24 protein-coding genes are annotated in these 23,924 nt (G+C 43.6%); 23 read left to right on the top strand and 1 reads right to left on the bottom strand.

Going from position 1 to position 23,924, the window contains the following annotated elements:
- Window positions 1-22 precede the first annotated feature (22 nt).
- The 3 genes from D6853_RS13900 (at window position 23) to D6853_RS13910 (ending at window position 2,108) form a co-directional block, all read left to right on the top strand.
- Complete coding sequence (locus tag D6853_RS13900) at window positions 23-634, top strand: thymidine kinase (RefSeq protein ID WP_120658608.1); 612 nt, start codon at window positions 23-25, stop codon at window positions 632-634.
- A 67-nt stretch (window positions 635-701) separates the two neighbouring features.
- Window positions 702-998, top strand: a complete 297-nt coding sequence (locus D6853_RS13905) for a hypothetical protein (protein ID WP_120658609.1) — start codon at window positions 702-704, stop codon at window positions 996-998.
- A 27-nt stretch (window positions 999-1,025) separates the two neighbouring features.
- Window positions 1,026-2,108 carry a radical SAM/SPASM domain-containing protein gene (locus D6853_RS13910; protein WP_120658610.1) on the top strand — a complete coding sequence of 361 codons (1,083 nt, stop codon included), beginning with the start codon at window positions 1,026-1,028 and terminating at the stop codon, window positions 2,106-2,108.
- Window positions 2,109-2,218: 110 nt separating this feature from the next.
- Here D6853_RS13910 and D6853_RS13915 read toward each other — a convergent pair whose 3' ends face one another.
- Window positions 2,219-3,301: a hypothetical protein gene (locus D6853_RS13915; protein WP_120658611.1), complete on the bottom strand. Its 1,083-nt coding sequence runs from the start codon at window positions 3,299-3,301 to the stop codon at window positions 2,219-2,221.
- A 445-nt stretch (window positions 3,302-3,746) separates the two neighbouring features.
- Here D6853_RS13915 and D6853_RS13920 point away from each other — a divergent pair, with 445 nt between their 5' ends.
- The 20 genes from D6853_RS13920 to D6853_RS14015 all read left to right on the top strand — a co-directional run bounded on the left by D6853_RS13920 (window position 3,747) and on the right by D6853_RS14015 (window position 23,923).
- On the top strand, window positions 3,747-5,099 hold the full coding sequence (locus D6853_RS13920) for an SLC13 family permease (RefSeq protein ID WP_120658612.1): 1,353 nt from the start codon (window positions 3,747-3,749) through the stop codon (window positions 5,097-5,099).
- Window positions 5,100-5,161: 62 nt separating this feature from the next.
- Entirely contained in the window at window positions 5,162-5,761 is a 600-nt protein-coding gene (locus tag D6853_RS13925; protein ID WP_120658613.1) for a cytidylate kinase-like family protein, read from the top strand.
- 57 nt (window positions 5,762-5,818) lie between these two features.
- A complete protein-coding gene (gene glnA / locus D6853_RS13930; protein WP_120658614.1) occupies window positions 5,819-7,153 on the top strand; it encodes a type I glutamate--ammonia ligase in 1,335 nt (444 codons plus the stop codon).
- A 19-nt stretch (window positions 7,154-7,172) separates the two neighbouring features.
- Entirely contained in the window at window positions 7,173-7,727 is a 555-nt protein-coding gene (locus D6853_RS13935; RefSeq protein WP_120658615.1) for an ANTAR domain-containing response regulator, read from the top strand.
- Window positions 7,728-7,986: 259 nt separating this feature from the next.
- A complete protein-coding gene (flgM, locus tag D6853_RS13940) occupies window positions 7,987-8,274 on the top strand; it encodes a flagellar biosynthesis anti-sigma factor FlgM (protein ID WP_120658616.1) in 288 nt (95 codons plus the stop codon).
- Between the two features lie 50 nt (window positions 8,275-8,324).
- A complete protein-coding gene (locus D6853_RS13945; protein ID WP_120658636.1) occupies window positions 8,325-8,831 on the top strand; it encodes a flagellar protein FlgN in 507 nt (168 codons plus the stop codon).
- Between the two features lie 129 nt (window positions 8,832-8,960).
- Window positions 8,961-10,619, top strand: a complete 1,659-nt coding sequence (gene flgK, locus D6853_RS13950; RefSeq protein ID WP_120658617.1) for a flagellar hook-associated protein FlgK — start codon at window positions 8,961-8,963, stop codon at window positions 10,617-10,619.
- Window positions 10,620-10,674: 55 nt separating this feature from the next.
- Window positions 10,675-12,522, top strand: coding sequence for a flagellar hook-associated protein FlgK (locus D6853_RS13955; RefSeq protein ID WP_120658637.1), 1,848 nt, complete (start codon window positions 10,675-10,677; stop codon window positions 12,520-12,522).
- A gap of 207 nt (window positions 12,523-12,729) precedes the next feature.
- Window positions 12,730-14,835: a flagellar hook-associated protein FlgL gene (gene flgL / locus D6853_RS13960; RefSeq protein WP_120658618.1), complete on the top strand. Its 2,106-nt coding sequence runs from the start codon at window positions 12,730-12,732 to the stop codon at window positions 14,833-14,835.
- Window positions 14,836-15,098: 263 nt separating this feature from the next.
- Window positions 15,099-15,554, top strand: a complete 456-nt coding sequence (fliW, locus tag D6853_RS13965) for a flagellar assembly protein FliW (protein WP_120658619.1) — start codon at window positions 15,099-15,101, stop codon at window positions 15,552-15,554.
- A 23-nt stretch (window positions 15,555-15,577) separates the two neighbouring features.
- Window positions 15,578-15,793: a carbon storage regulator CsrA gene (gene csrA / locus D6853_RS13970; RefSeq protein ID WP_120658620.1), complete on the top strand. Its 216-nt coding sequence runs from the start codon at window positions 15,578-15,580 to the stop codon at window positions 15,791-15,793.
- A gap of 60 nt (window positions 15,794-15,853) precedes the next feature.
- Window positions 15,854-17,041, top strand: a complete 1,188-nt coding sequence (locus tag D6853_RS13975; RefSeq protein ID WP_147367775.1) for a CgeB family protein — start codon at window positions 15,854-15,856, stop codon at window positions 17,039-17,041.
- A 193-nt stretch (window positions 17,042-17,234) separates the two neighbouring features.
- Window positions 17,235-17,702 carry a flagellar protein FlaG gene (locus D6853_RS13980; RefSeq protein ID WP_243108366.1) on the top strand — a complete coding sequence of 156 codons (468 nt, stop codon included), beginning with the start codon at window positions 17,235-17,237 and terminating at the stop codon, window positions 17,700-17,702.
- A gap of 115 nt (window positions 17,703-17,817) precedes the next feature.
- Complete coding sequence (gene fliD, locus D6853_RS13985; protein ID WP_120658622.1) at window positions 17,818-19,386, top strand: flagellar filament capping protein FliD; 1,569 nt, start codon at window positions 17,818-17,820, stop codon at window positions 19,384-19,386.
- 59 nt (window positions 19,387-19,445) lie between these two features.
- The gene (fliS, locus tag D6853_RS13990) at window positions 19,446-19,844 is read left to right on the top strand and encodes a flagellar export chaperone FliS (RefSeq protein ID WP_092245394.1); all 399 of its coding nucleotides are present in this window, start codon (window positions 19,446-19,448) and stop codon (window positions 19,842-19,844) included.
- 17 nt (window positions 19,845-19,861) lie between these two features.
- Window positions 19,862-20,341, top strand: coding sequence for a hypothetical protein (locus D6853_RS13995; RefSeq protein ID WP_120658623.1), 480 nt, complete (start codon window positions 19,862-19,864; stop codon window positions 20,339-20,341).
- Between the two features lie 322 nt (window positions 20,342-20,663).
- Window positions 20,664-21,494: a flagellin N-terminal helical domain-containing protein gene (locus tag D6853_RS14000; protein ID WP_092245381.1), complete on the top strand. Its 831-nt coding sequence runs from the start codon at window positions 20,664-20,666 to the stop codon at window positions 21,492-21,494.
- A 138-nt stretch (window positions 21,495-21,632) separates the two neighbouring features.
- Window positions 21,633-22,196 (top strand): helix-turn-helix domain-containing protein, encoded by a 564-nt coding sequence (locus D6853_RS14005; RefSeq protein ID WP_158588765.1) that lies wholly within the window; start codon window positions 21,633-21,635, stop codon window positions 22,194-22,196.
- Window positions 22,189-22,905, top strand: a complete 717-nt coding sequence (locus tag D6853_RS14010; RefSeq protein ID WP_120658625.1) for a DUF6036 family nucleotidyltransferase — start codon at window positions 22,189-22,191, stop codon at window positions 22,903-22,905. The genes D6853_RS14005 and D6853_RS14010 overlap by 8 nt, the downstream gene beginning before the upstream one ends.
- Window positions 22,906-23,098: 193 nt before the next feature.
- On the top strand, window positions 23,099-23,923 hold the full coding sequence (locus tag D6853_RS14015) for a flagellin N-terminal helical domain-containing protein (protein ID WP_120658626.1): 825 nt from the start codon (window positions 23,099-23,101) through the stop codon (window positions 23,921-23,923).
- Window position 23,924 lies beyond the last annotated feature (1 nt).

A 23,924-nucleotide genomic window follows, 5' to 3' on the forward strand; every position in this document is an offset into this window, starting at 1 on the left:
GCATGAATAAATTGGAGAAGGTATGGGAAAGTTATATTTCAGGTACGGAGCAATGGGAAGCTCCAAGACAGCAAATGCACTGATGGTGCGCTACAACTACATCGAGAAGGGTCAAAAGTGTATTCTTTTAAAGCCCAAGACCGATGACAGAGACGGCGAAAAAGTCGTTAAATCCAGAATGGGACTCAGTGCAGAGGCGACATTTGTTGAGGATTTCATTGAAGAAGTAAAAAATGAGTGGTTTACCAAAAAGTCCGAAGGTTGGAAACAGCTTGACTGCGTGATCGTCGACGAGGCGCAGTTTCTTACGGAGGAGCAGGTTGATATTTTGGCGCAGGTCGTTGATAAGTACGATCTTCCCGTTATCTGTTACGGACTGCGTACAGATTTTACGAGCCATCTTTTCCCCGGATCAAAAAGACTTATGGAGATCGCCAACTATATAGAAGAAGTTCCGACCGTCTGCTGGTGCGGACGACGTGCGCATTTTAACGCCAGGGTGGCCGATGGAAAGATCGTTCGTACGGGCGAGCAGGTTATGATGGGCGGAAACGAATCTTACGTATCGCTTTGCAGACGTCACTTCTTAAGCGGCGAAGTTTACGGAGAAAGAGAACGCGCCGTGAATCCCTGATGGAAATATCTTTACTTTTTATGTTAGAAATGATAATATATTTTTAACATAAAAGGGAGGATTTCTTATGAAGAAAAGGACAAAAAAAGTAGTAATTGCTACTTCGGCAAGTATAGCAAGTATGATACTTAGCACGGCTTGTGGATATGGGCCTCCGGCAGGTTATCCCGTGGAGCAGGGGGACTTTGATACAAGCAGTAGTTACGAGAGTTCATATGAGAGCTCATATGAAAGTTCAAATATCGATGAGACAAGCGAAGACGCCTCTGATTTTGCAGAGTCTTTGGATGATGCGGAAATAGAGAGAATTGAAGATATTGAGCTCACTCCAACAGTATATGGACCTCCCGTATCAGATAAATAATCAACTTACAGTGCTAAGGAAATGACCATGAATAAAAACAAGATGAAGATATCCCATCTTGAGATTCAGCACGATGTTCGAGAGAAGTTTTTTGAAAAACCGCTTCTTAGGCAGCTTTTCTTTGAGCTTACGCTTAATTGCAACGAGCATTGCTGGCATTGCGGATCCAGGTGCGGTGAAGTGCAGGCCAATGAAATGAATCCGCAAGAATGGAAAGATATCTTAGATCAGATAAAAGATGATTTTAAAGGCTCTCTTCCTCAGATCAATGTTACAGGCGGAGAGCCTCTTTTATATTCCGGGTTTGAAGAAGTGATGAGCTATGCTCATTCGCTTGGCTTTAGATGGGGAATGACTTCCAATGCAATTGTTATAACACCTGAAGTAGCACAGATGCTGAAAAGATGCGGAATGAATACCATCTCTGTCAGCATTGACGGACTTCCGAATTCACATGACAAGATAAGAGGGCTTCCCGGTGCGTATGAAAGAGCGATGGCAGGCATCCAAAATCTCATTGATCTGGAGTGCTTTGACCAAATTATGGTAACAACCGTCGTTAATCACCGGACCATAAGCGAGCTGGATGAACTCTACGAGATAATGTGCGGCATAGATATAGATACATGGCGCATAATGGGAATCGAGCCTATCGGAAGAGCGCTTGATCATCCGGAGCTTCTTTTAACCGATGAAGACCAGCGCAGCCTTATGGAATTCATCCGTGACAAAAGAGCTGACAACATGCCCGTCGAATACGGCTGCTGCCATTATTTGGGCTTGGACTATGAAAGAGAAGTTCGCGACTCGTATTTCTTTTGCATGGCGGGAGTCACGGTTGCAAGCATCACGGTAACGGGCGATGTTTACGGCTGTCTTGATATCGACAGGACTCAGCCCGGTGTGATTCAGGGCAATATCCATGAAAGACGATTCTCGGATATTTGGAAAAATGAGTTCAAAGGCTTTAGGTATGACAGATCCGTGGATAACGAGAAATGTTCAAACTGCGCAAGCCGCAAATATTGCATGGGCGGAGCGTTCCACACCTGGGATTATGCAAACAAAACCCAGCGCCTGTGCCTGATTGATGCGCTGACAAAGAATTGAACAGATGCAGAATTGTAGTGGAATTATCTGAATTTCTGCGAGGATTGCATAAAATAAGGGCGATCGCGCCGAATGATCTTACATATCACATTCGGGCGACGCCCATTTTTTTACCTGGTTGCCAGATCAATCTGCTGAACTACTCCGACACCGCCGCTTTCTTTTAGGAAAACTCCGCTTGAGCGAAGCTTCGCACAGGTGCCAAAAGAGCTGTCTCTAAGCTGATAATCTGTTTGCGCGCTTCTAAGATAGATTGCGCCGACATCCGCTTCTTTTAGTGTAAGAAGAGTATCGGTGCCGTCTTCGTTTCGCATCCAAACCCTGAGCTTATCATATACCTCATCGTTTTCATCGATCCAGCCGTTGCCGTCAAGATCATACGCGGACAGATCCTTGAATCCGTCACCGCTCTTTGTTCCAAAGAGCTCCGAGCCGTCATTTATCTTGCCGTCGCCGTTAATATCAAGCGAAAGAAATCCCGAGCCACCGGCTAGATTCGAAAGCTCTTCTTCCTTTCCATCGCAGTCCAGATCAAAATAAAATGACTGGTCGCTGATCGATGTCACATCATTTCCTACATTGATAACGAGCGGATCAAGAAAGTTAACGGGCTGCGCAATGCTAATACCTGCGCTCAGAGCAAGCCTTGTCGACATGGAAAAACTTACGCCAAAATCGATGCTCCGCCCATCTTCCGTAAGTGCGATTCCCGTGCCTTCAAAAGTAACCTCCTCTTCTTCGATGTGGGTTTCCCTAACCGTCGTAACAGAGAGCATCCTGCCCGAAGAAATGAGATTCGACATGTCTGCGATCGTCTGTTTGAAAGAGACTGACTTGTGATCGCCGCCGATCAGCTGCATGTACTTAAGGATCTGCTCCAAAAGAGAAGTCCTTATCGCCATGATCTCTTCTTCAAGAGATTGCTCGGCTTGGCTGAGGTAGGCAGATCTTGTGGGCTTTAGAGAATTGTAATTCTCGCTTCCGAGCGCAGTGCCCTCCTCGGAAAAATCCGGATTCTTTGCAGCGTACGATAGGCCCTGTTTCGATGCCTTTTTCTGCTGGACTTCCAGATTTCCTTGGAAACTTTCCTGAAAGTTTCCGGCCATTGCGACGCCGGTCGACATCTCTACGACATTGTTTTCGTAGTACCTCGACGCCGACGTCAGGTTTACGTTACTTTGTGCAATTTTCATGGTTCCACCTCCAAACGGTAGCCCTGAAGGTGCTCTTTTTTGCGCAAAAAAAGTGAACCTTCAAAGCTGAAGATTATAATCCTCCTTGAAGATCCATGCTTTCCATAGCTCAATACACTACGCCTTGGACTGCACCTCGGCGCGGTGATATTTCACAATATATATCGGCGTACAGCCGTGGCAAATTAAGAGGAGCAGCGTGGAAAATAACATAGAAAACAAATCCGCGCAATTACCGATACATATTGGGCATCCTGCATATTGTTTATTCCTGCCCGCGGTGTTATCATGGAGGCATATTTTTTTGAAACAAGGGCGTTTCATCTAGAAAAATCAGATGGGACGCCTATCTTATGTCATGCGGGACATGAGCGTAAGTTCTTTAATGCATGCTTAGTGATAATCAGGCGCAGGCATAAGGTTTCAGACAGCAGGAGGTTATACTTTGTTAGCAGCACAGATTTTTGCCGTAATTATTTTTATCGGAATGTTCGTGATGATAGTTCTTGATAAGATAGAGAGGCACTACGTAACACTGGGAAGTGGTATTCTCACACTTACCGTCGTATTTGGAATTTGTATGGGCAATTTAAATGCCATACTCAATACACTCGCATTTAAAGATTTCTTTACCAGAGATTTCTGGTATCAGCTTGAGGAAAGCGAAAGCGCCGGTATCAACTGGGCAACCATCTTATTCATCGCCGGAATGATGGTAATGGTAGAAGGCATGGCGAAAGCGGGATTCTTCCGCTGGCTCTGCATGAAGATAGCTTTTCTTGTCAAATGCAAAACAATTCCGATCTTTATCACCTTTACTATAATGGCCGCTGTTCTTTCGATGTTCATCGACAGCATCACGGTTATCATGTTTCTTGCGGCCGTAACCGTCGAGCTTGCACAGCTCTTGGATTTCAATCCTCTTCCGATGATACTCTCTGAGATTTTCTGCGCCAACCTTGGCGGAAGCGCGACCATGTGCGGAGATCCCCCGAACATCATCATCGGTACTTCACTTGGTTTATCATTCTTTGATTTCCTTACAAACACGGGTATTGCAGCGGGAATAGGGCTTGTTGTGGCTGTCATTTTCCTGTATTTTGCATTCAGAAAAGAGCTTGTTTCAAAGAAAGCAGAGAAAATAGATATCAGCAAGCTCCCCGATCCTTCGGAAGCAATCACTGATAAAAAAGACTTCATTATAAGCAGCGTTATTTTTGCATGCGCGGTAATACTACTCGTAACGCACGGCACAACTCATCTTACCGTTGCAACGATAGGTCTTTTCATCGGAGTGATCACGCTCATTACATCCGGAAAGCACGCGCTTGAACTTCTCAAAAAAGTAGATTACAAGACACTTGTCTTTTTCATAGGATTGTTTATTGTCGTAAGCGGACTTGAAGAGACACAGATCCTCGATAAGATCGCTATGTTCATCGAGAGCATAAGCGGCGGAAACAAGAGACTTATGATCGCGATCATTCTCTGGGTATCGGCTATCGCCAGCGCCTTTGTTGACAACATTCCTTTTGCGGCAACGATGGTTCCCGTCATAAAGAACCTCTCCGCAGCGTCCGGAATGCCTATCACAACACTTGCGTGGGCACTTGCCATAGGTACCGACATAGGCGGAAGTGCAACCCCCATCGGAGCGTCTGCCAACGTAGTCGGAACCTCCGTCGCAGCCAAGAGCGGACATCCCGTAACGTGGGGACGCTATTGCAAGAAGCTCGCACCCGCAACAGTAATAATTTTACTGGTTTCAACAATATATTTGTTTATAATATACTTATGATATAGGTGCCAAAAGACAGGGCACATACAAGCTTATATGTTGGCATCAGCGGGAGGGTGATTATGTCACAGATTATTATTTCAGTCGGACGTGAATTCGGAAGCGGCGGACGAGTTATCGCCGAGGAATTGGCAAAGAGATTCGAGCTTCCGATATACGACCGTCATCTGATCACGGAGATTGCAGAGAAAATGGGGATGACAATCGATTCCGTGGAGAAATACAACGAAACCCCCAAGAATGTCTTTTTATCAAGACGGGTTAAAGGATACAGCAATTCAATCGAGGACAATATCTCCGAGATGCAGTTCGATTTTCTTGAAGACAAGGCAAAGAGCGGCGAATCATTTGTTGTGATCGGAAGATGCTCAGAGACCAAACTCAAGAAATATCCGGGACTTATTTCCTTCTTTATATTAGGTGATATGGATAAAAAGATCTCTCGCGTCATGGAAGTATACGGACTGAGCGAAGAGGACGCCAAGAGATTCATACTCAAGAAGGATAAAAAGAGAAAGCGTTATCACAACTATCACTGTCAGGGAAAATGGGGTGATTCGAGAATCTACGATTTTTCTATAAACAGCTCCAAGCTCGGCATCGATAAAACCGTGGATATAATTGAAGAATATATAAAGGCACGTATCGAGGAGCTTGGATAAGATAGACGTTTGTTACTGAAGATCTAATGGTGAAACAATATATAAATGGAGGTCAATATGAGCAAGTATACCAAAGAAGACATTTTCCGTATCGTTGAAGAAGAGGACGTAGCATTTATAAGGCTTCAGTTCTGCGATATCTTCGGAATTCCCAAGAACATCGCGATAGCTGCAAGTCAGCTCGAGTGCGCGCTCAACAACGAGTGCATGTTTGACGGCGTGTCCGTTGAAGGCTTTGTCAGAAGCGACGAGAGCGACATGTATCTGTATCCCGATCTCGACAGCTTTGAGATATATCCTTGGAGACCGCAGTCCGGTAAGGTTGCCAGAATGTTCTGCAACGTCTATACGGTTGACGGCAAGCCTTTTATGGGCGATTCCAGAAATGTTCTTCATGAGGTTGTAAAAAAAGCCGAGAAGATGGGCCTTAAGTTCAAATTAAATCCCGAGCCCGAGTTCTTCTTATTTGATTACGACGACGAGGGAAGACCGACCAACAAGACTCATGAAAAGGGCGGATACTTTGACGTTGCTCCCGCAGACCAGGGCGAGAACGTAAGAAGAGATATCATCCTTAATCTCGAGGAGCTCGGATTTGATATCTCATCCTCTCACCATGAGATCGCACCCGCGCAGCACGAGATCGACTTTAGAGAAGAAGATGCCGAGCGCACGGCAGACATGATCATGACCTTCAGAATGGCAGTAAAGACAATCGCCAAAAAGCACGGCCTATATGCTACATTTATGCCCAAGCCCACAGAAGGAATCAGCGGCTCCGGTATGCACATCAATATCCTTGCTCAGGATAAAAAAGGAAACAACGTCTTTGTAAATGACAAGGGCGACCTTTCCGATACAGCCAAGTACTTTATTGCAGGCGTGCTCAGCCACGTTAAGGCAATGACACTTGTTACAAATCCTATAGTTAATTCATATAAGAGACTTGTTCCGGGCTACGATGCACCGGTCAACATCTCTTGGTCTTCTTCAGGCGCCAACAGAAGCGCTCTTATAAGAATACCTTCAAAGCGTGGTCAGGACACAAGGATCGAGCTTAGAAACCCCGATTCCACATGTAATCCCTACCTTGCGATCGCACTTATCCTCGCAGCGGGTATGGACGGAATCAAGAACAAAATGAACCCTCCGAAAGAGCTTGGAGATAATCTCAAGAACGCAACCTACGACGATCTTAGGGAGAGCAGCCTTGAGACACTTCCCATGACTTTGGGCGAAGCAATAGATGCTTACCAGGACGATGAGTTTGTAAAAAGCGTTCTCGGAAGTTCTATATTTAATAAGATACTCGACGCTAAGAGAAAAGAGTGGAAGGATTTCCGCACCTGTGTAACCCAGTGGGAGATTGGTAGATATCTCAACATCTTTTAAAGAAACTTGAGGCTTATTTGTGAATATAATCATTGCTTTTGCCAAATCGGAAGATGCGCAAAATTTCAAAAGCATATTAAGCCGTGGCGGATATGACGGAATTATAACCTGCACTTCGGGAGCGCAGGCTCTTTCCGCTATGGAAGATCTTGGAAGCGGAGTCGTTATTTGCGGCTACCGCTTAAGTGACATGCTCTATTCCGAGCTCGCCCTGGATCTCCCCAAGTTTTTCCAGATGCTCATGATAGCATCCCCGGACAAGGCACCGATGGACAACTGCGGTGATAAGCTTGTTTATCTGCCGACTCCGCTCAAGAAATCGGATCTTTTTTCCACCCTTGAGCTCATGCTTGAGGGCGTGACAAGAAGTAGGAAGAAAGCCAAAGAAAAGGCCAAGAAAGAGGGCAGGTCCGAAGAGGACAAGAAGATAATAGGTCAGGCAAAAGAGATCCTGATGGACAGGCACCATATGACAGAGCCCGAGGCGCATAAATATCTGCAAAAATGCGCTATGGACTCCGGAACGAGTCTCAAAGAGACCGCTGAGATGGTCATTTCCCTATCCGCGATATAAAATATTTTTTAGCGAATGGCTGTCAACCTGCTCTGCGCGCCGTTTTCATTTTTTCTTGAAGGTTTTTGCTTATTTTTATAAAATTAATCTAAAGTTTTTTATAAATTATCCGATAAAGATAATGTAAAGTGTAAAAAGGTATGCACACCTTGGGTATTTACGCTATTTCATTTTTCTTTTCTCAAAAGACTAAAGAAATGGTAACTTCTACCGATAAAGATAGTAAGAAGTAAATGCTCCAAGGAAGGAGGAAGAAGATATGCGTATAGAAGCATACAGTCAGGTCCAGCAGATCTACAATAACAGCAAAGTGAATAAGGCTCAGCAGACCAAGAAGACAGGCGATATCAGAGATACAGTATCGTTTTCTTCTATTGGAAAAGATATCCAGGTTGCTAAGCAGGCTGTTAAGGCAACTCCCGATGTTAGGGAAGATGTCGTAGCTAAGTTTAAGGCAGCTATCAAGAACGGCACTTATGATGTTAGCGGAGAGGATTTTGCTGATAAGTTACTGGCTAAGTACGACGAAGCCAACGGCCTCGCCTAACTGAATAATATAAATGATAAATACGGAGGATGATTCCAGTGGCAAGTCTTATGGAAAACTTGGTCGACGTACTCGACCGGGAATGCAGTAGTTACGAGAAATTGCTGGGGTTATCTAGCCGCAAGACCTCTATTATTGTGAGAGGCGATCTGGCGGCACTTGCTAAAATCACGGATGAGGAGCAGTACATAATAGGTAATATCCAGTCCCTCGAAAAACAACGCGAAACAGCTATGAAGGATATTGCGAATGTACTTAACAAGGATGTTGATTCATTAAAACTGACCGATTTGATCGCGGTATTGGAGAAAAGACCCGACGATCAGAAGAAACTGGCATTGCAGCGCGATAGACTCGTTGGCGTTGCGGATAATGTCAGACGTGTAAACGGCCAGAACCAGGAACTACTCAGAAGTTCTCTGGAGATGGTGCAATTCGAGATGAACATCATCCAAGCCTCAAAAAGAGCTCCGGAAACGGCAAACTATTCGAGAGCGGCAGGCACTACTGGCGATGTTATCGGTTACACATCGGGCGGGTTTGATGCAAAGCAATAATGTACCACTTGAGTACAGCGGTGGTACTAAGGCATGTAGATAAACCCACCGATGGATACCGTTAATCGCGGTAGTGTCTTTTTTGTACCCAAAAAACAGTGGTTTTGGTAAAAGAAATGAGGTAAGCCCATGTCACTTATGGCTAACTTATATGTTGGAAGCTCAGGACTTCAGGTATCGCAGAACGCACTGAACACCACAGCTCACAACATGGCAAACTTAGATACCGAAGGATATACAAGACAGCAGGTATCGCAGGGAACCAGAGCATACCAGACTCTGGAAAAAAAGCTTGAATGCATCGCCTGGAAACAGATAGGAACGGGCGTTAATTATAATAATTGTAAGCAGGTAAGGAGTGAATTCCTCGACAAGTCCTACAGAAAAGAGTCAGGAAGGTACGCCTTTTATGATGTGTCTACAAAGACACTTGAAGAAGTAGAAGATCAGCTTCAGGAAATGAACGGAACAGAGTTCGCAGATTCACTCAACAACCTCTGGACAGCGGTTCAGGAGCTCGCCAAAGATCCTTGCTCGGCAGTAACACAGAGCGCAATGGTAACAAGAGCAAACGAGTTCCTTACAAGAGCAAAGAGCGTATACGACGGACTTAAGGATTATCAGGAAAACTTAGATACAACCGTTTACGACATAGTAAAAAACATCAACAAGTACGGCGACAGAATAAAAGAGCTCAATGAAAAGATAGTGGATATCGAATCCGGCAAGCAGGAGAAGGCCAACGACCTTCGTGATGAGAGAAACAATATTCTCGATAAGCTCGGCGAGTACGGAAAGATAGATTATTCCGAAGACATCTTCGGAAACGTATCGGTTCTTTTTGAAGGATCAAGCTTCGTAACAACAGACCACGTTAATCACATAGGAATAGATACCAAGCTTGGAAGTGCGGTAGGATATGCAACTCCTTATTGGGAGTACGCAGCACGTACAGAATACGATAAAGACGGCGACAAAGTTGTTGTTTCGATCGACGGAGCACACATTTATGACCTTACACAGACGATAGAAACATCAACGGATACCGATATAGGAAAGCTTAAGTCGGTTCTTTTGGCAAGAGGCGATCACAACGCAACATATCACGATATCGTTGAGAACGAGGACTACTACAACAGCAATATTTCCAAGTCGGTTATCATGAATGTCCAGGCCGAATTCGATCAGATGGTTCACAACATCATGACAGCCATCAACGAGGTTTTGGAAGAAGCGGAGAGTAATCCCGCAACAATTGACAACACACTCGGAACGGTTAAGGACTTCGACCTTTTCGTTGTAGCAAACCCCGAGGACAGGATCGTTTACGACATGGGCGATGAGTGCCCGGCAGGAACGGTATATACAGGCTTCACAATAACAAACACTCAGATAAACTCAAAGTTCCTTCAGAATCCTACAATCTTTACTTTCAGAACGGTCGAGGGCAACGAAGATACAGAGACGATGACCAAGTTAAAAGAGGCTTTTACTTCGGAAAAGTACACTCTTAACCCCAATGTTTCGACAAAGACCAGCTTTATCACCTATTACAACAGCCTCGTATCACAGGTTGCTAACACAGGTGATGTTAACAAGAGTATCGCAGCAGCGCAGGAACAGACGGTTTCTTCCGTATCATCGGCAAGAGAGCAGATAGTCGGAGTATCAAGCGACGAAGAGCTTGAGTATATGATCCAGTTTCAGAATGCATTTAATGCATCAAGCAGATATATCAACGTAGTAAGTGAGATGCTTGAGCACCTCGTAAACACACTCGGCTCATAACGAGCAATGAATTAAACACTCACGGACCTGGTTATTTTGGGAAAAGGAGCAAGCTATGACATCTACATTTTTTGGACTTAATATCGCTGCATCGGGACTTAGAGCAGCAAATGCAGCCCTTAACACAACTGCAAACAACATATCCAATGTAAATACCGAAGGCTACAGCAGACAGACCGTTAAGCAGGAAGCCAACGACGCCTTAAGAGTATTTGCCACATACGGCTGCGCAGGTGCGGGTGTAGACACCATCGCAATAGAAAGAGTAAGAGACTCCTTCTACGATGTTAAGTACAGAAACAACGCTCAGCTTCTCGGAAACGTGACTCAGAAGAACTACTACAACAAGCTTGTTGAGCAGTATCTTGACGACGACGGAACAACCGGATTCGCTTCTCTTTTTAACAAGATGACGGCATCCTTACAGTCGGTAATGACTGCTGCCGGAACAACAGAAAGTAAGACCGCTTACATTTCCAACGTTCACTCGATCACAGAGTATTTTAACAACGTATACAACAACCTTCAGGGCTTGCAGTCAGACATCAACGCAGAGGTTAAGCTTTGCGCCGACAGGATCACATCGATAGCTCAGGAAATTGCTTCCATCAACAAGCAGATAAATGTCATCGAGATGACAGGCTCCGTTGCAAACGAGCTTAGAGACAAGAGAGATGTTCTATTGGATGACCTTTCCAAGATGGTTTCCATCGAGACAAAAGAGACACCTATTATTGACGAGGCGCAGCCTGACAGAAATACCGGTGCGACAAGATTCCAGATCTGGGTTGCGGGCGGATATGAGCTCGTTGATACATACGAATACAGAAAGATGATCTGCGTATCAAGAGAATCAGACGGCGGAATGGGGCAGAACGACGTAGACGGTCTTTTCGATATCAAGTGGGGAAATGCAGGTTTTAAGGATGGCGACGATATAAGCGAGCTTTCCAATTTTGCTATGGATTCCAAGCTCATCGGCGGAGAACTTCAGGGACTCCTTGCGATGAGAGACGGAAACAATGCATCTTACTTCCACGGAAAGAGCACGAATGTTGAAAGCGAATCAAGTCCCATCAAGATAACCGTTGAAGTTACGGATACACAGCTTATGGACATGTCCAAGTGCGCGATCCCCGAGAACGGACTTATCCATGTCGGAGTTAAGGATTACAAGTACGACAGCTGGGAATATGACGGTTATAACACATATACATTTACGTTGGATGAGGAGTCTCTTAAGAGTATTCCCGACAACAACGCTACAGTATCGATCGGATATTCCAACGACTATCAGGGAATTCCGTATTACATGCAGCAGATGAACGAGTTCATAAGACAGTTCTCACAAGCGGTTAACGAGATTTCCAAGAACGGCTATACATCGGATTCTCAGGAAGGAGTGTTCATGCTGACAGGTGCAATGGACATGAACTCGGCAGCTCAGTACAGCTACGAACAGCTTACATCAGAGTCCAAGAACAAGGGCTATTACAAGCTTCGCGGTGGCAATTTCACAGTGAACAGTGTACTTTTGGAGGACGCCAACAGACTTTCGACCAAGGCAGATCTTACAGAAGGTGAGTCTGAGTTTGGTAATCTTACAAAGTTAAAAGACATGTTCTCTACGGAGAAGATCTTCAGAGGAGCAACTTCGGGCGAGTATCTTACCAAGGTTCTTGCGGACGTGGCCCTCAACTCAAGCAATTCGGGAACACTTCAGGATACTTACGAAGCACTCGATACAACGATCCAGAATCAGAGACTTTCCGATTCTGGCGTTGACGAAGACGAGGAAGCATCAAACCTTGTTAAGTTCCAGAATGCTTATACATTATCTTCCAAGATGATCCAGACACTTACGGAGATCTACGACAGACTTATTCTCCAGACAGGAGTATGATAATAACGAATCGGCTGAGCCAAGCGCCCGGCCGATTTTTTTCGGAGCAGCTGGAGATGTATATTAAGAAATAAACCTCTTTTGCCTCTAAAGATATGGACGAAAACGTCCGATAATCATTGTGAAGTAATATACATAGAATTAGATGCTGCACGGATGCGCATTGTTTTTTCAGACTAAGGATGGTCTACACACGGAGGTCGAACTATGCGTATCACCAACAAGATAATGCAGAATAATTCTCTTTACAATATCAATAATAACAAGGTTTCCGAGGATCAGCTTAACACCATGATGTCAACCGGCAAGAAGATCACAAGACCTTCGGATGACCCGGTTATCGCTATAAGAGCATTGCGCCTTCGCAGCAATGTTACTCAGCTTTCACAATATTATGAGAAGAACGCCAAGGACGCAGAGAGCTGGCTTAATGTCACAGCCGACGCTCTTTCTACCGTTACGTCCGTTCTTACAGACTGTGTTAAGCAGGCTACTAAGGGCGCTAACATGGACCTTACGACAGACGATCTTTCTACCATCGTAACTCAGATGGATGCTCTGGCAAAAGAGTATTACTCAACGGGAAATGTCGATTTCGCGGGAAGATATATTTTTACAGGCTACAGAACAGATACTCCTCTTACCTTCGATAAGACAACAACCGCAGATTACACGGGAATCAACGATGAGTTCAATGCTTCAAACATCGGCTGGTCAAACAGAGTAGCGGGAATGAGCAAGCTCGATTCGACCAATATCCTTGATGCAAATGCGCAGGAAGTGCGCGAAAGCGATATTCAGGAATATTCCGTAGGAAAAATCAGACTTTCTTATGACAACTTGAATTACAGAGAGAGCGATCCCGAGTTCACACTTCCCACACTTAAGTGGAGAGAGCAGCTCACTCAGCCCGCAACAAGCTCGGTTGAAGGAACATCACAGCTCATAAACCTTACATTTACAACAACCCAGGGAGAGACACATCACGTATCACTTCCTTCGCCGATAGACCTTGCACAGGGAGAAAGCTATACGGTTACAAGTGAGGATATCGAATACAACGTAACAGCAGGCATTGACGGTTCTTACACCATCAAAGCGTCGGAAGCAACAGGTGATTACAAATTCTTTATCAACAGCAACGGCGTATATGACAGCACCGCTCAGAGCAGCAATGTTTTATCCGGACAGGTTTCAATGGAGACCGTTCAGAAGACAACACTCACATTCACCAATGAAGACGGCGAAAGAGTAAGATTCAAGGTTCCGCTTGTTCCTGCAATCGGACAGAGCTACAGCATGAGGATCGAGAACGACGGAAGAAGCGCAACTGCGATCGTTAACAGCGACGGAACTTACACCGTTATTGATAAGGCAACAACATCCAATCCGGACGGAACCTTCAGCACAAATGTGATAAATGTTACCGGAAACGGAAGCGTATATTCTTCATACAAAGAGACATCGCTTGAGATAGGCGGTTCAAATATCATCTTCTCAACAACATCACAGGAAGAGATAGATAATAAGTACAGAGAGCTTGATGAGAATAAGACAGGCGCGCTCGCTTATCTTAACGTATCAACAGGTGAGGTTCTCCTTAATAAAGAGCTTACCGATAAGCTTTCGACACTTCCGGATCTTATCAATGCCAACTCGATCGATGTTGTTTATGACAAAAAAGAATTTGTCGACGGCGATATAAGACCGCAAAACCTGTTTAATTGTAATTATACAGATGAAAATGGCAAGACAGTGCTGTATAATAAAGGTTCAGCATCCCATAACATCGCTTATGACGTGGGATTCGCACAGTCGGTAGTTGTCAACACCACTGCTGATGCGGTATTCACGACAAGTGTAAAAAGAGATGTAGACGATCTGAGCACTATGATCGAAGAGCTTAAGCAGATGGAAGCTACTATTAAGATCCTTGAAGACAAGCACAGTGCTTCATCAAGCACAAGCGAAAAAGAAAGGATCAAAGTTGAGATAGACGCTGCAAAGAAGGCTTTCAATTATCAGAGAGAGAACATCCAAAAGGAGTTCGAGCACAAGATTACATCGCTTCAGAAGTCTCTAGATACAGCCAATATCGCAGTTACCGACAACGGAACAAGATGCAAGAGACTTGACCTTATCAATTCAAGACTCATGACTCAGACGACTACATTCAAGACACTTCAGTCTGAAAACGAGGACATCGACCTTGCAGAGACCATTACTCAGCTCACATCGGCTCAGGTAACTTACGAGGCCAGTCTCATGGCTACAGGAAAGATCAGTCAGAATTCTCTTATGAATTATATCTGATCTAATAATTAAAAATGTGGTAATTGTACGTTTTTACGTATATAATGATATAGAGGATAAAAGTCAATAATGCGTACATGCTTGCATGTTAAGCATTATGACTTTAAGACTCGAACAAATATGAGAAAGAAGCATGATAATGCGGATTTCGAATATTTGTAGAATTGCGAAAATGACTTTGGTCATGGAGCAATTCGTATATCATTTTTTTATAAAATAGTGATAACAATGTATATTTTTATCAGGATTATGGAGGTTACAGCATGAAATTAAACACTAGAATTTTTGGAGAGGTTGAGATTGAAGACAGTAAGATCATTTCTTTTCCAAATGGAATAATCGGTTTTCCTGATCTTAAGAGATTTACACTTATGTATGACGAAGAGCAGGGAACCAATACGATCAAGTGGCTTCAGTCAATAGAAGAGCCGGGATTCGCAATGCCTGTTATGGATCCGCTCTTTGTTTGCCCTGATTACCAGCCTATGGTTGATAAGGAAGCAGTTTCCGATATCGGCGAATTGGACAACGAGGAGATGCTTGTGCTTGTAACGGTTACTGTTCCGCATGACCTTAAGCAGATGACAGTTAATCTCAAGGGACCATTCATCATCAATACCAAAGAGATGAAAGCTACTCAGACAATCATTGATAATGATGAGTATCCTGTAAAATTCCCGATATATGATATTTTGCAGAAGAACAAGGCCAACGCTTAATCATACACGGGGAGGGATAGGACATGTTAGCATTATCAAGAAAAAAGAACGAAGCAATTGTAATTAACAACAACATAGAGATCACGGTACTTGATATCAGAGGAGACCAGATCAAGCTCGGAATTGCAGCTCCCAAGGATATCCCAATCTACAGGAAAGAAGTATACATCCAGATCCAGAATGAGAATAAAGAAGCAACAGATGTATCCGGAATTGAGGAACTTAAGAAATTGCTTTGATCTAGACTATCGTCGGCCGCCCGGAATAGGGCGGCCGAATTTTTCTATACGAGGGACAGCGTGCGAATACTATATTATTACTGGAATGAATTTAACGGCGAAGATTGCATGGACGCAATGCGAAGACTTGGCCATGAGGTCGAAGTTTTAAGGCTCAGTCTTGAAGGCTTTGAGCTCACTCCGGAAATTGACGATAAATTCGGAGCTCTTTTGACCAAGAAAGATTATTCGGGGAAAAGATATTATGACTTAGTCTACAGCTTTGACTATTACCCCTGCATCTCCGATGCGTGCCAAAAATATAATACTCCGTATGTGTCGTGGGTCTTCGACTGCCCGCACTATACGCTTGATTCGCATACTATCACAAATCCCGTGAACAGAGTCTTTGTATTTGACAAAGAGCGCTACAGGCAGATGAGAGATAAGGGGATCACGACGGTCCGCTACTCACCGCTTGGAGTAAATGAAAAGAGGCTCTCGGGATTATGCGATGAGTTCGATGCCGAGACGGACGGAATGATAATCTATCTTCACGACGTCTGCTTTCTCGGAAACCTATATGATAACGAATTCAACTTTTACGATCAGGTGAATTGTCTTCCGCAGGGTCTAAAAGACTACATAGACACCGTTATAAACGATCAGGAAAAGATATTCGGAAAAGATCTTTTTTCCGATGAAAAAGTTATCACTCCGAAGCATGTAAGAAAGCTACGGGAGTATATAAAATTCGAAGATACCGGAAACTACGACCTTAACTATGACAGCATCATTCTTGATATGCTGCGGACCAAGGTCACGGTGAACGAAAGAAGACACATCCTGGAGCGGATGGGTGAAAAATACGACAGCTTCCTCTATACGCCGCCGGGGGCAAAGCCCATAAAAGGCGTAAAAAACATGGGACTTGCGGATTATCAGACCAAAATGCCGCGTGTATTTCGTCGAAGCAAGATAAATCTGAACATTACGCTCCGACCGATATTATCGGGAGTGCCCTTAAGAGTGCTTGATGTTTTGGCAGCAGGCGGCTTTCTTATAACAACTTATCAGAAAGAGATCGAGGAGTATTTTGAGAACGGAAAAGAGCTTGTGATAGCGCATACTCCCGATGAGATGGTAGAGCTTGCGGGATACTATCTTGAGCATGAGGATGAGAGAAAAGAGATCGCGCAAAGCGGACAAAAGAAGGTCTTTGAAGAGTTTGCATACACGAAATTACTTCCGAAGATCCTTGAAGAATGATCTTTTTAATGCCTGAAATCTAAATTTTTTATTAAATTTAGCAATTTCTTTTTCCAAGTGGCTAAAGATTAAAGAACTTTGTCCGATATACCTTGTAAGAAATATTATGCTTATGTCCAATTAAGCTTTATGGAGCTCGTAAACAAGATAAATACAGGTAAGATTCCTGATTCTGACATGGAGGTATAGGATTATGGGAATGGAAGCAATTAACGGCTTTAGTCCGCTTATTCAGCAGACGCAGCCACAGGTACGAACACAAGTACAGAGCCAGTCTCAGAGCGAGATTGCGGATTATGAGGCAAACGGCGCTATGCAGGGCATGGATCTCAAGGTAGAGGCAGCAGATAATTCTGCGAGCTCCAACAACGAGTCCGCTGCACAGAACTTTGCACAGAATCAGAGCAAGAGAGCAGAGACTGAGGAGCAGATCCAGGCTGATAACGCCAAGATTAAGAAAGCCATCTCTGAGATGACCAAGAAGGTTCGGTCTAACGCCGAAGCTGTTTTTGGCATACATGAGAAGACAAACAGAGTTACCATTAAGATGGTCGACAAGGAGACCAAGGAAGTTATCAAGGAATTTCCGCCTGATGAGACTCTCGATATGATCGCAAGGATCTGGGAAGTTGCAGGCATTATGGTTGACGAAAAGAGGTAACACGCAGGTCGATCGGCACGACGGCAAATGGATAGGCTGCCTGTCCGATGTATATCTGCTTAATTAGGAAACGGATTTCCGATTACATCTCACGGATTGAGAAAGGAGAAATAATATGCCTATCAGAATAACAGGAATGAATTCCGGTCTTGATACTGAGAGCATCATCACCGCCCTTACTCAGAAAAAGAAAGATAAGGTTGATACTTTCACGGGAGACCAGAAGAAGCTTACCTGGAAGCAGGATAAGTGGAAAGAACTTAATAAAAAGGTAGTTTCTTTTTATAACGGAACACTCAGCAACATGAGATTTGCTTCCGCTTATGTAAAAAAGACAACTACATCATCAAATGCCAATGCCGCTACGGTTATAACCGGCGACAGCGCGATGAATACCACACAGTCTCTTGATATAACTAAGCTTGCTAAGTCAGCATATCTTACCGGAAAAGAGCTTAAGACCGTCGGAGAGAACGGGAAGAGACCTTCCATGTCCACAACAATGGAAGAGCTTGGCGCCGCAACAGGTGAAGAGGGCGGACAGCTTAAGTTTAAGATCGGCGGAGAAAATTCACATGAGTATATCACTGTTGACATTGCTGCTTCCGATACTATAGAGAGTGTTCTTAGTAAGTTAAGAAGTACCAAGTCAATAGATGAGACTACCGGTGAGTCCACTGGAAAGACATTAAACGCCAACTTTGATGAGGGAACAGGAAGATTCTATATTTCATCAAAGGAAATGGGCGAAGCAAACTCTTTTAGCATGGTAAGTACAAATGCTATGACTGCACTTGGTCTTGTTGAGGAAAAGATTGATGGTAAATCCAATTACCAGGCAGGCAGCAGCGCAGAGATCTACCTTAACGGAGTAAAATACGAATCCAACTCCAATACTTTCCAGATCAACGGACTTACGATAACTGCCAATCAGGTTGCTTCAGATATAACTCTTACGACCAAACAGGATACAAGCGGAATCTACGACAACATCAAGAAGATGATAAAAGAGTACAACGACCTTATGAAGGAGTTCGCTACTCTTTACAATGCAGATCCTGCCAAGAAATATAAGATGCTTACAGATGATCAGAAGGATCAGATGTCCGATAAGGAAGTTGAGGAATGGGAGAAGAAGATCAAAGAAGGACTCCTTTCCAAGGACGAGACTATCGGAAACGTAAGAAACGCTCTTAAAGAGATCATGAACCAGTCCTTCGAGATCACTGACAAGAACGGTAAGACGAGTAAGTTTTCTCTTGCAAGCTTCGGTATTTCAACAGGAAGTTACTTCTCAACAGAAGATAACGAGAGAGACGTATTCCATATCGACGGAGATGCGGATGATTCCGTAAGCAGCGGTAACACCGATCTTCTCAGCGGTATGATCGCCAATGATCCCGATACTGTACAGAGCTTCTTCTCAGAGCTTTCAAAGACTCTTTACAACAAGCTCTTTGATATGATGAAGGGAACTCAGTACAGCAGTGCATTTACGATCTATGAAGATAAGCTCATGGCTTCACAGTACAGCGCTTACAACACCAAGATCTCCGATGCACAGAAAGCACTTGAGGCGGCTCAGGATAAATACTACAAGAAATTCTCCGTAATGGAGACCGCGCTTTCCAAGATCAACAGCAGCAGTTCGTCACTTGCCAACTTCTTTGGCGGCGGACAGTAATGGCATAATAAAAAACTAATCATACGGATATAATTTTACAGAAATGCGAGGGAACACATATGCCGGTATCAACAGCACAAAAAGCTTATGCTCAGTACAAAAACAATAAGGTTATGGGTGCGAGCGGCCCGGAACTTACATTGATGCTCTACGACGGAGCGATCAAGTTCCTCAATATCGCTGACATGGCAATTGAAAAGCACGACGTCCCCAAGGCCCATGAGAACATCATGAAGACAGAGCGTATCATTGACTATCTCAGGAACACTCTGGATATGAAGTATGCTGTTGCACAGGACTTCGAGAATATGTATTCTTATATTGGAAGAAGACTTGTTGAGGCGAATATTTCAAAAGACAGAGATATCATCGCCGAAGTCAACAAGCACATGCACGCTATCAGAGATAACTGGGTAGAAGTCATGAGAGCCAATAACATTGTTGTTAAGGATGCATAATTAAGGGGGACTTACGGATGCTAGCTTCAAGCCTTGATATGTTGGAAGAGAGCCTTAAGAAAAAGATCGAGATAATGACCGAGATCGAAGCCGAGAACGAAAGGCAAAAAGAGGTTCTTTCCAATCCGGACAGTGTCAACGAAGATCTGTTTGACGCCACAGTCGATACGAAGGGCGAGCTTATTGACAAGCTTGTCGCACTCGACGACGGCTTCCAGTCACTTTTCGACAGAGTAAAAGAGGAAGTGGGTTCAAACAGAGAAAAGTTTGCCGATCAGATCAAACGCATGCAGGCACTTATAGAAGAAGTAACTGCCAAGAGCGCATCGATCGAAGCGGCAGAGCGCAGGAATAAAAAGCTTGCCGAAACCTATTTTGACACCGCAAGGCAGAAGATGAATGTAAGTAAGCAGACATCCGCCGCGGCATTTAATTACTATCGAACCATGAATAACTTCAAAGATATTCCACCGCAGTTTTTGGATCAAAAGAACTGAAAAAACAATACACGGGATCGTAGGATAAAAAGTCCTACGATCCCATTTTTTTAGAATCCGCACAGATAGGGGCGTTTGCCATATATCGGCAAGGTTTTGCAAATACTTTATAGCAAAAATGAAAAAATCGAATAAAATTTCATTTTTGCAATTTTTTTTGAAAAAAAATTCAAATAAGGGTTAAGTACGCGCATTCACTGCCGATAATAATAGTGACAAACAAAAAACAAGCAGCCATGGAAGGGACTCCGCGTAAGCTGCACAATAGTAAAAGGATGAAAAGGCAGCACGGACGCGGGCCCCGTTCATGGAGGATTATATTATGGTAGTACAACACAATGTCACAGCGATGAATGCAAACAGACAGCTTGGTATCACAACAGGTATTCAGGCTAAGTCAAGTGAGAAGCTTTCTTCCGGTTACAAGATCAACAGAGCAGCAGATGATGCAGCAGGACTTGCTATTTCCGAGAAGATGAGACGTCAGGTAAGAGGTCTTACACAGGCTTCCGCAAACGCACAGGACGGTATCTCAGCAGTACAGACAGCAGAAGGTGCTCTTAACGAAGTTCACGATATGCTTCAGAGAATGAACGAACTTGCAGTTAAGGCAGCTAACGATACTCTTACAACATCAGATCGTAGATACATCCAGAGTGAGGTTGATGCACTTGTAAACGAGATCCACAGAACAGGTGAGGCTACACAGTTCAACGACACAAAGCTTCTTGACGGAACATTCGTTAATAAGAACCTTCAGGTTGGTTCCGACAAGGCTGACAACAACGTTATCAAGATCGACATCGTAGCTCTTACAGCTTCAGGACTTGAGATCGACGGAACAAAGGTTAACGTAACAGGTACTGACGGTGTTAATGCAAGAAACTCAATCGGAACTATCAAGGCAGCTCTTGAGAAGGTTTCAAAGCAGAGATCTGATCTCGGTGCTATCCAGAACAGACTTGAGCACACGATCAAGAACCTCGACAACGTAGTTGAGAATACACAGGCAGCTGAATCACTTATCCGTGATACAGATATGGCTGAGGAAATGGTTAGATATTCTAACAACAACATCCTCGCTCAGGCCGGCCAGTCAATGCTTGCTCAGGCAAACCAGACAAACCAGGGTGTACTTTCACTCCTTCAGTAATAAAAAACATAACCCAAACACTAAAAAAGCTCCGGAGATCCGGAGCTTTTTTAGTGCGGGGAAGGGCGGCAGGCAGCAAGCGGCGATCATCTTGATATTATATACGTTGACGTATATAATTAAAATGAGGTGATGGATATGCAGATAGATGAATATTTAAAAAGCAAAAACATATCATTATATAAATTGGCCGAGTTATCAGGCGTATCGTATACAACTGTCTTTAACCTTATCAATGGCAAGTCGGATATATACAATTGTGCTTTGGGAAAGGTCTTGCCCATTGCAAAGGCGCTCGAGTTATCGGTTGAGGAATTGGCTTTTCTATGTGATCGCAAGTATTCCTTTACTTTATTTAAAAGTGAACAGTGCCATCTGGTCAGTAGGATGGGACAGGTCGAGTACATAATTGAGGTTTTGGAAGATAAGAAGATAGATCAGTATTGGAGATTGTGCTGCTATGCAGAGGCAATGTACATGGTAGGAATGATTGATTATCTTTCGCGGCTCAATGATATTCAACAGTGTACTAATTATGATCACATTAGAGAACATAAATTGAAAGATAAGATATATCCCATCGATGCAGCAATAGAGAATAAACTTTCCAATAAGAAAGCAAGGCTCAAAAAGCTGGAAGAGAATGCTATCCCGGAATTCATGAGATTCAATATTGTTGAGGGGGATGTATTACATGGATGAGATCTTTTACTCGAAGGATAATCTGGATAATTATCTTAAGCAATTGGGCAAGGTTTATAGGCAACTCAATGGAAAGAATACAGAAGCGGAGATAGTCTTGATCGGAGGAGCAGCTATTGTATCCGGATTCGGTTTTAGATATTCAACAACAGATATAGACGCATACATTATTGCTTCTTCAGCATTAAAAGATGCTATTAATATAGTGGGGGATGAGAATGGCCTCAAGCCGGGCTGGTTAAATGATGACTTCAAACACACTGCTTCATATTCGGATAAGATACCATTATATTCAGTACATTATAGGACCTTTTCCAATATACTCCACGTCAGGACTATGCCCGGGGCATACATTGCAGCTATGAAACTGGCTTCTTACAGACCTTATAAATATGATAGATCTGATGTTATAGGAGTTATTTTGGAAGATGATCTTCAAAAAGAAGATATAATTACTGCGATAAACAATCTGTATGGCAGCATTGATGCTCTCAGGCACTCCGCGGATGTGAAGAAATTTCTGGATGAGATCTATAAGTCAGATGATCTGAAAAGATTATATGATAATGAAAGGAATGAGGAGAAGAGTAGCTTCACGATCCTCAAAAATGCTGAAAAGTACGGCGAAAAGCTCTCTACAGACAATATAGAGGATGTAATCAAACAGGCCAGAAAGAGGGCGGCAGAGAAAAGAGATAATAATACTTAACTCTATAAATTGTATTTTAGAAATAATTTATAATTTATTTTCAAAAAAGGGGGTTATTTTTTTAGATTTATGGTCGATAATAATAGTGTAAACAAACAGAGATAGTTTTTAGGCCAGCACTAAGAGCTATTTCCAAAAACGAGCAAACGAGCAGCAAGGAAGCTGCCGTACAAATTCAAGGAGGAATTATATTATGGTAGTACAACACAACGTAACAGCAATGAATGCAAACAGACAGCTTGGAATCACAACTGGTATTCAGGCTAAGTCAAGTGAGAAGTTATCATCCGGTTACAAGATCAACAGAGCAGCAGATGATGCAGCAGGTCTTGCAATTTCCGAAAAGATGAGACGTCAGGTTAGAGGTCTTACACAGGCTTCTGCTAACGCTCAGGATGGTATTTCAGCTGTTCAGACAGCTGAGGGTGCTCTTAACGAAGTACACGATATGTTGCAGAGAATGAACGAGCTTGCTACAAAGGCAGCTAACGACACTCTTACAACAAAGGATCGTGACTACATTCAGTCTGAGATCACAGCACTTACAGATGAGATCAACAGAACTGGTGAGGCTACATCTTTCAACGACACAAAGCTTCTTAATGGTAACTTTAAGAACAAGAACCTTCAGGTTGGTTCCGAGAACAATGATAAGAACCTTATCAAAGTAAGCATCGACAAGATGACTGCTTCAGGAATCGGTGTCAGCGGAGTTACAGTAGCAGGCTCAACAGGAGCAACAGCTCGTACAGCTATGGATACAATCAAGAGTGCTCTTGAGAAAGTATCACAGCAGAGATCTGATCTCGGTGCTATCCAGAACAGACTTGAGCACACAATCAAGAACCTTGACAACGTAGTTGAGAATACTCAGGCAGCTGAATCACTTATCCGTGATACAGATATGGCTACCGAGATGGTTAAGTATTCTAACAACAACATCCTTGCACAGGCTGGACAGTCAATGCTGGCTCAGGCTAACCAGACAAACCAGGGTGTACTTTCACTTCTCGGTTAAT

It is taken from the genome of Butyrivibrio sp. X503 (assembly GCF_003625475.1).
GTDB lineage: Bacteria > Bacillota > Clostridia > Lachnospirales > Lachnospiraceae > Butyrivibrio.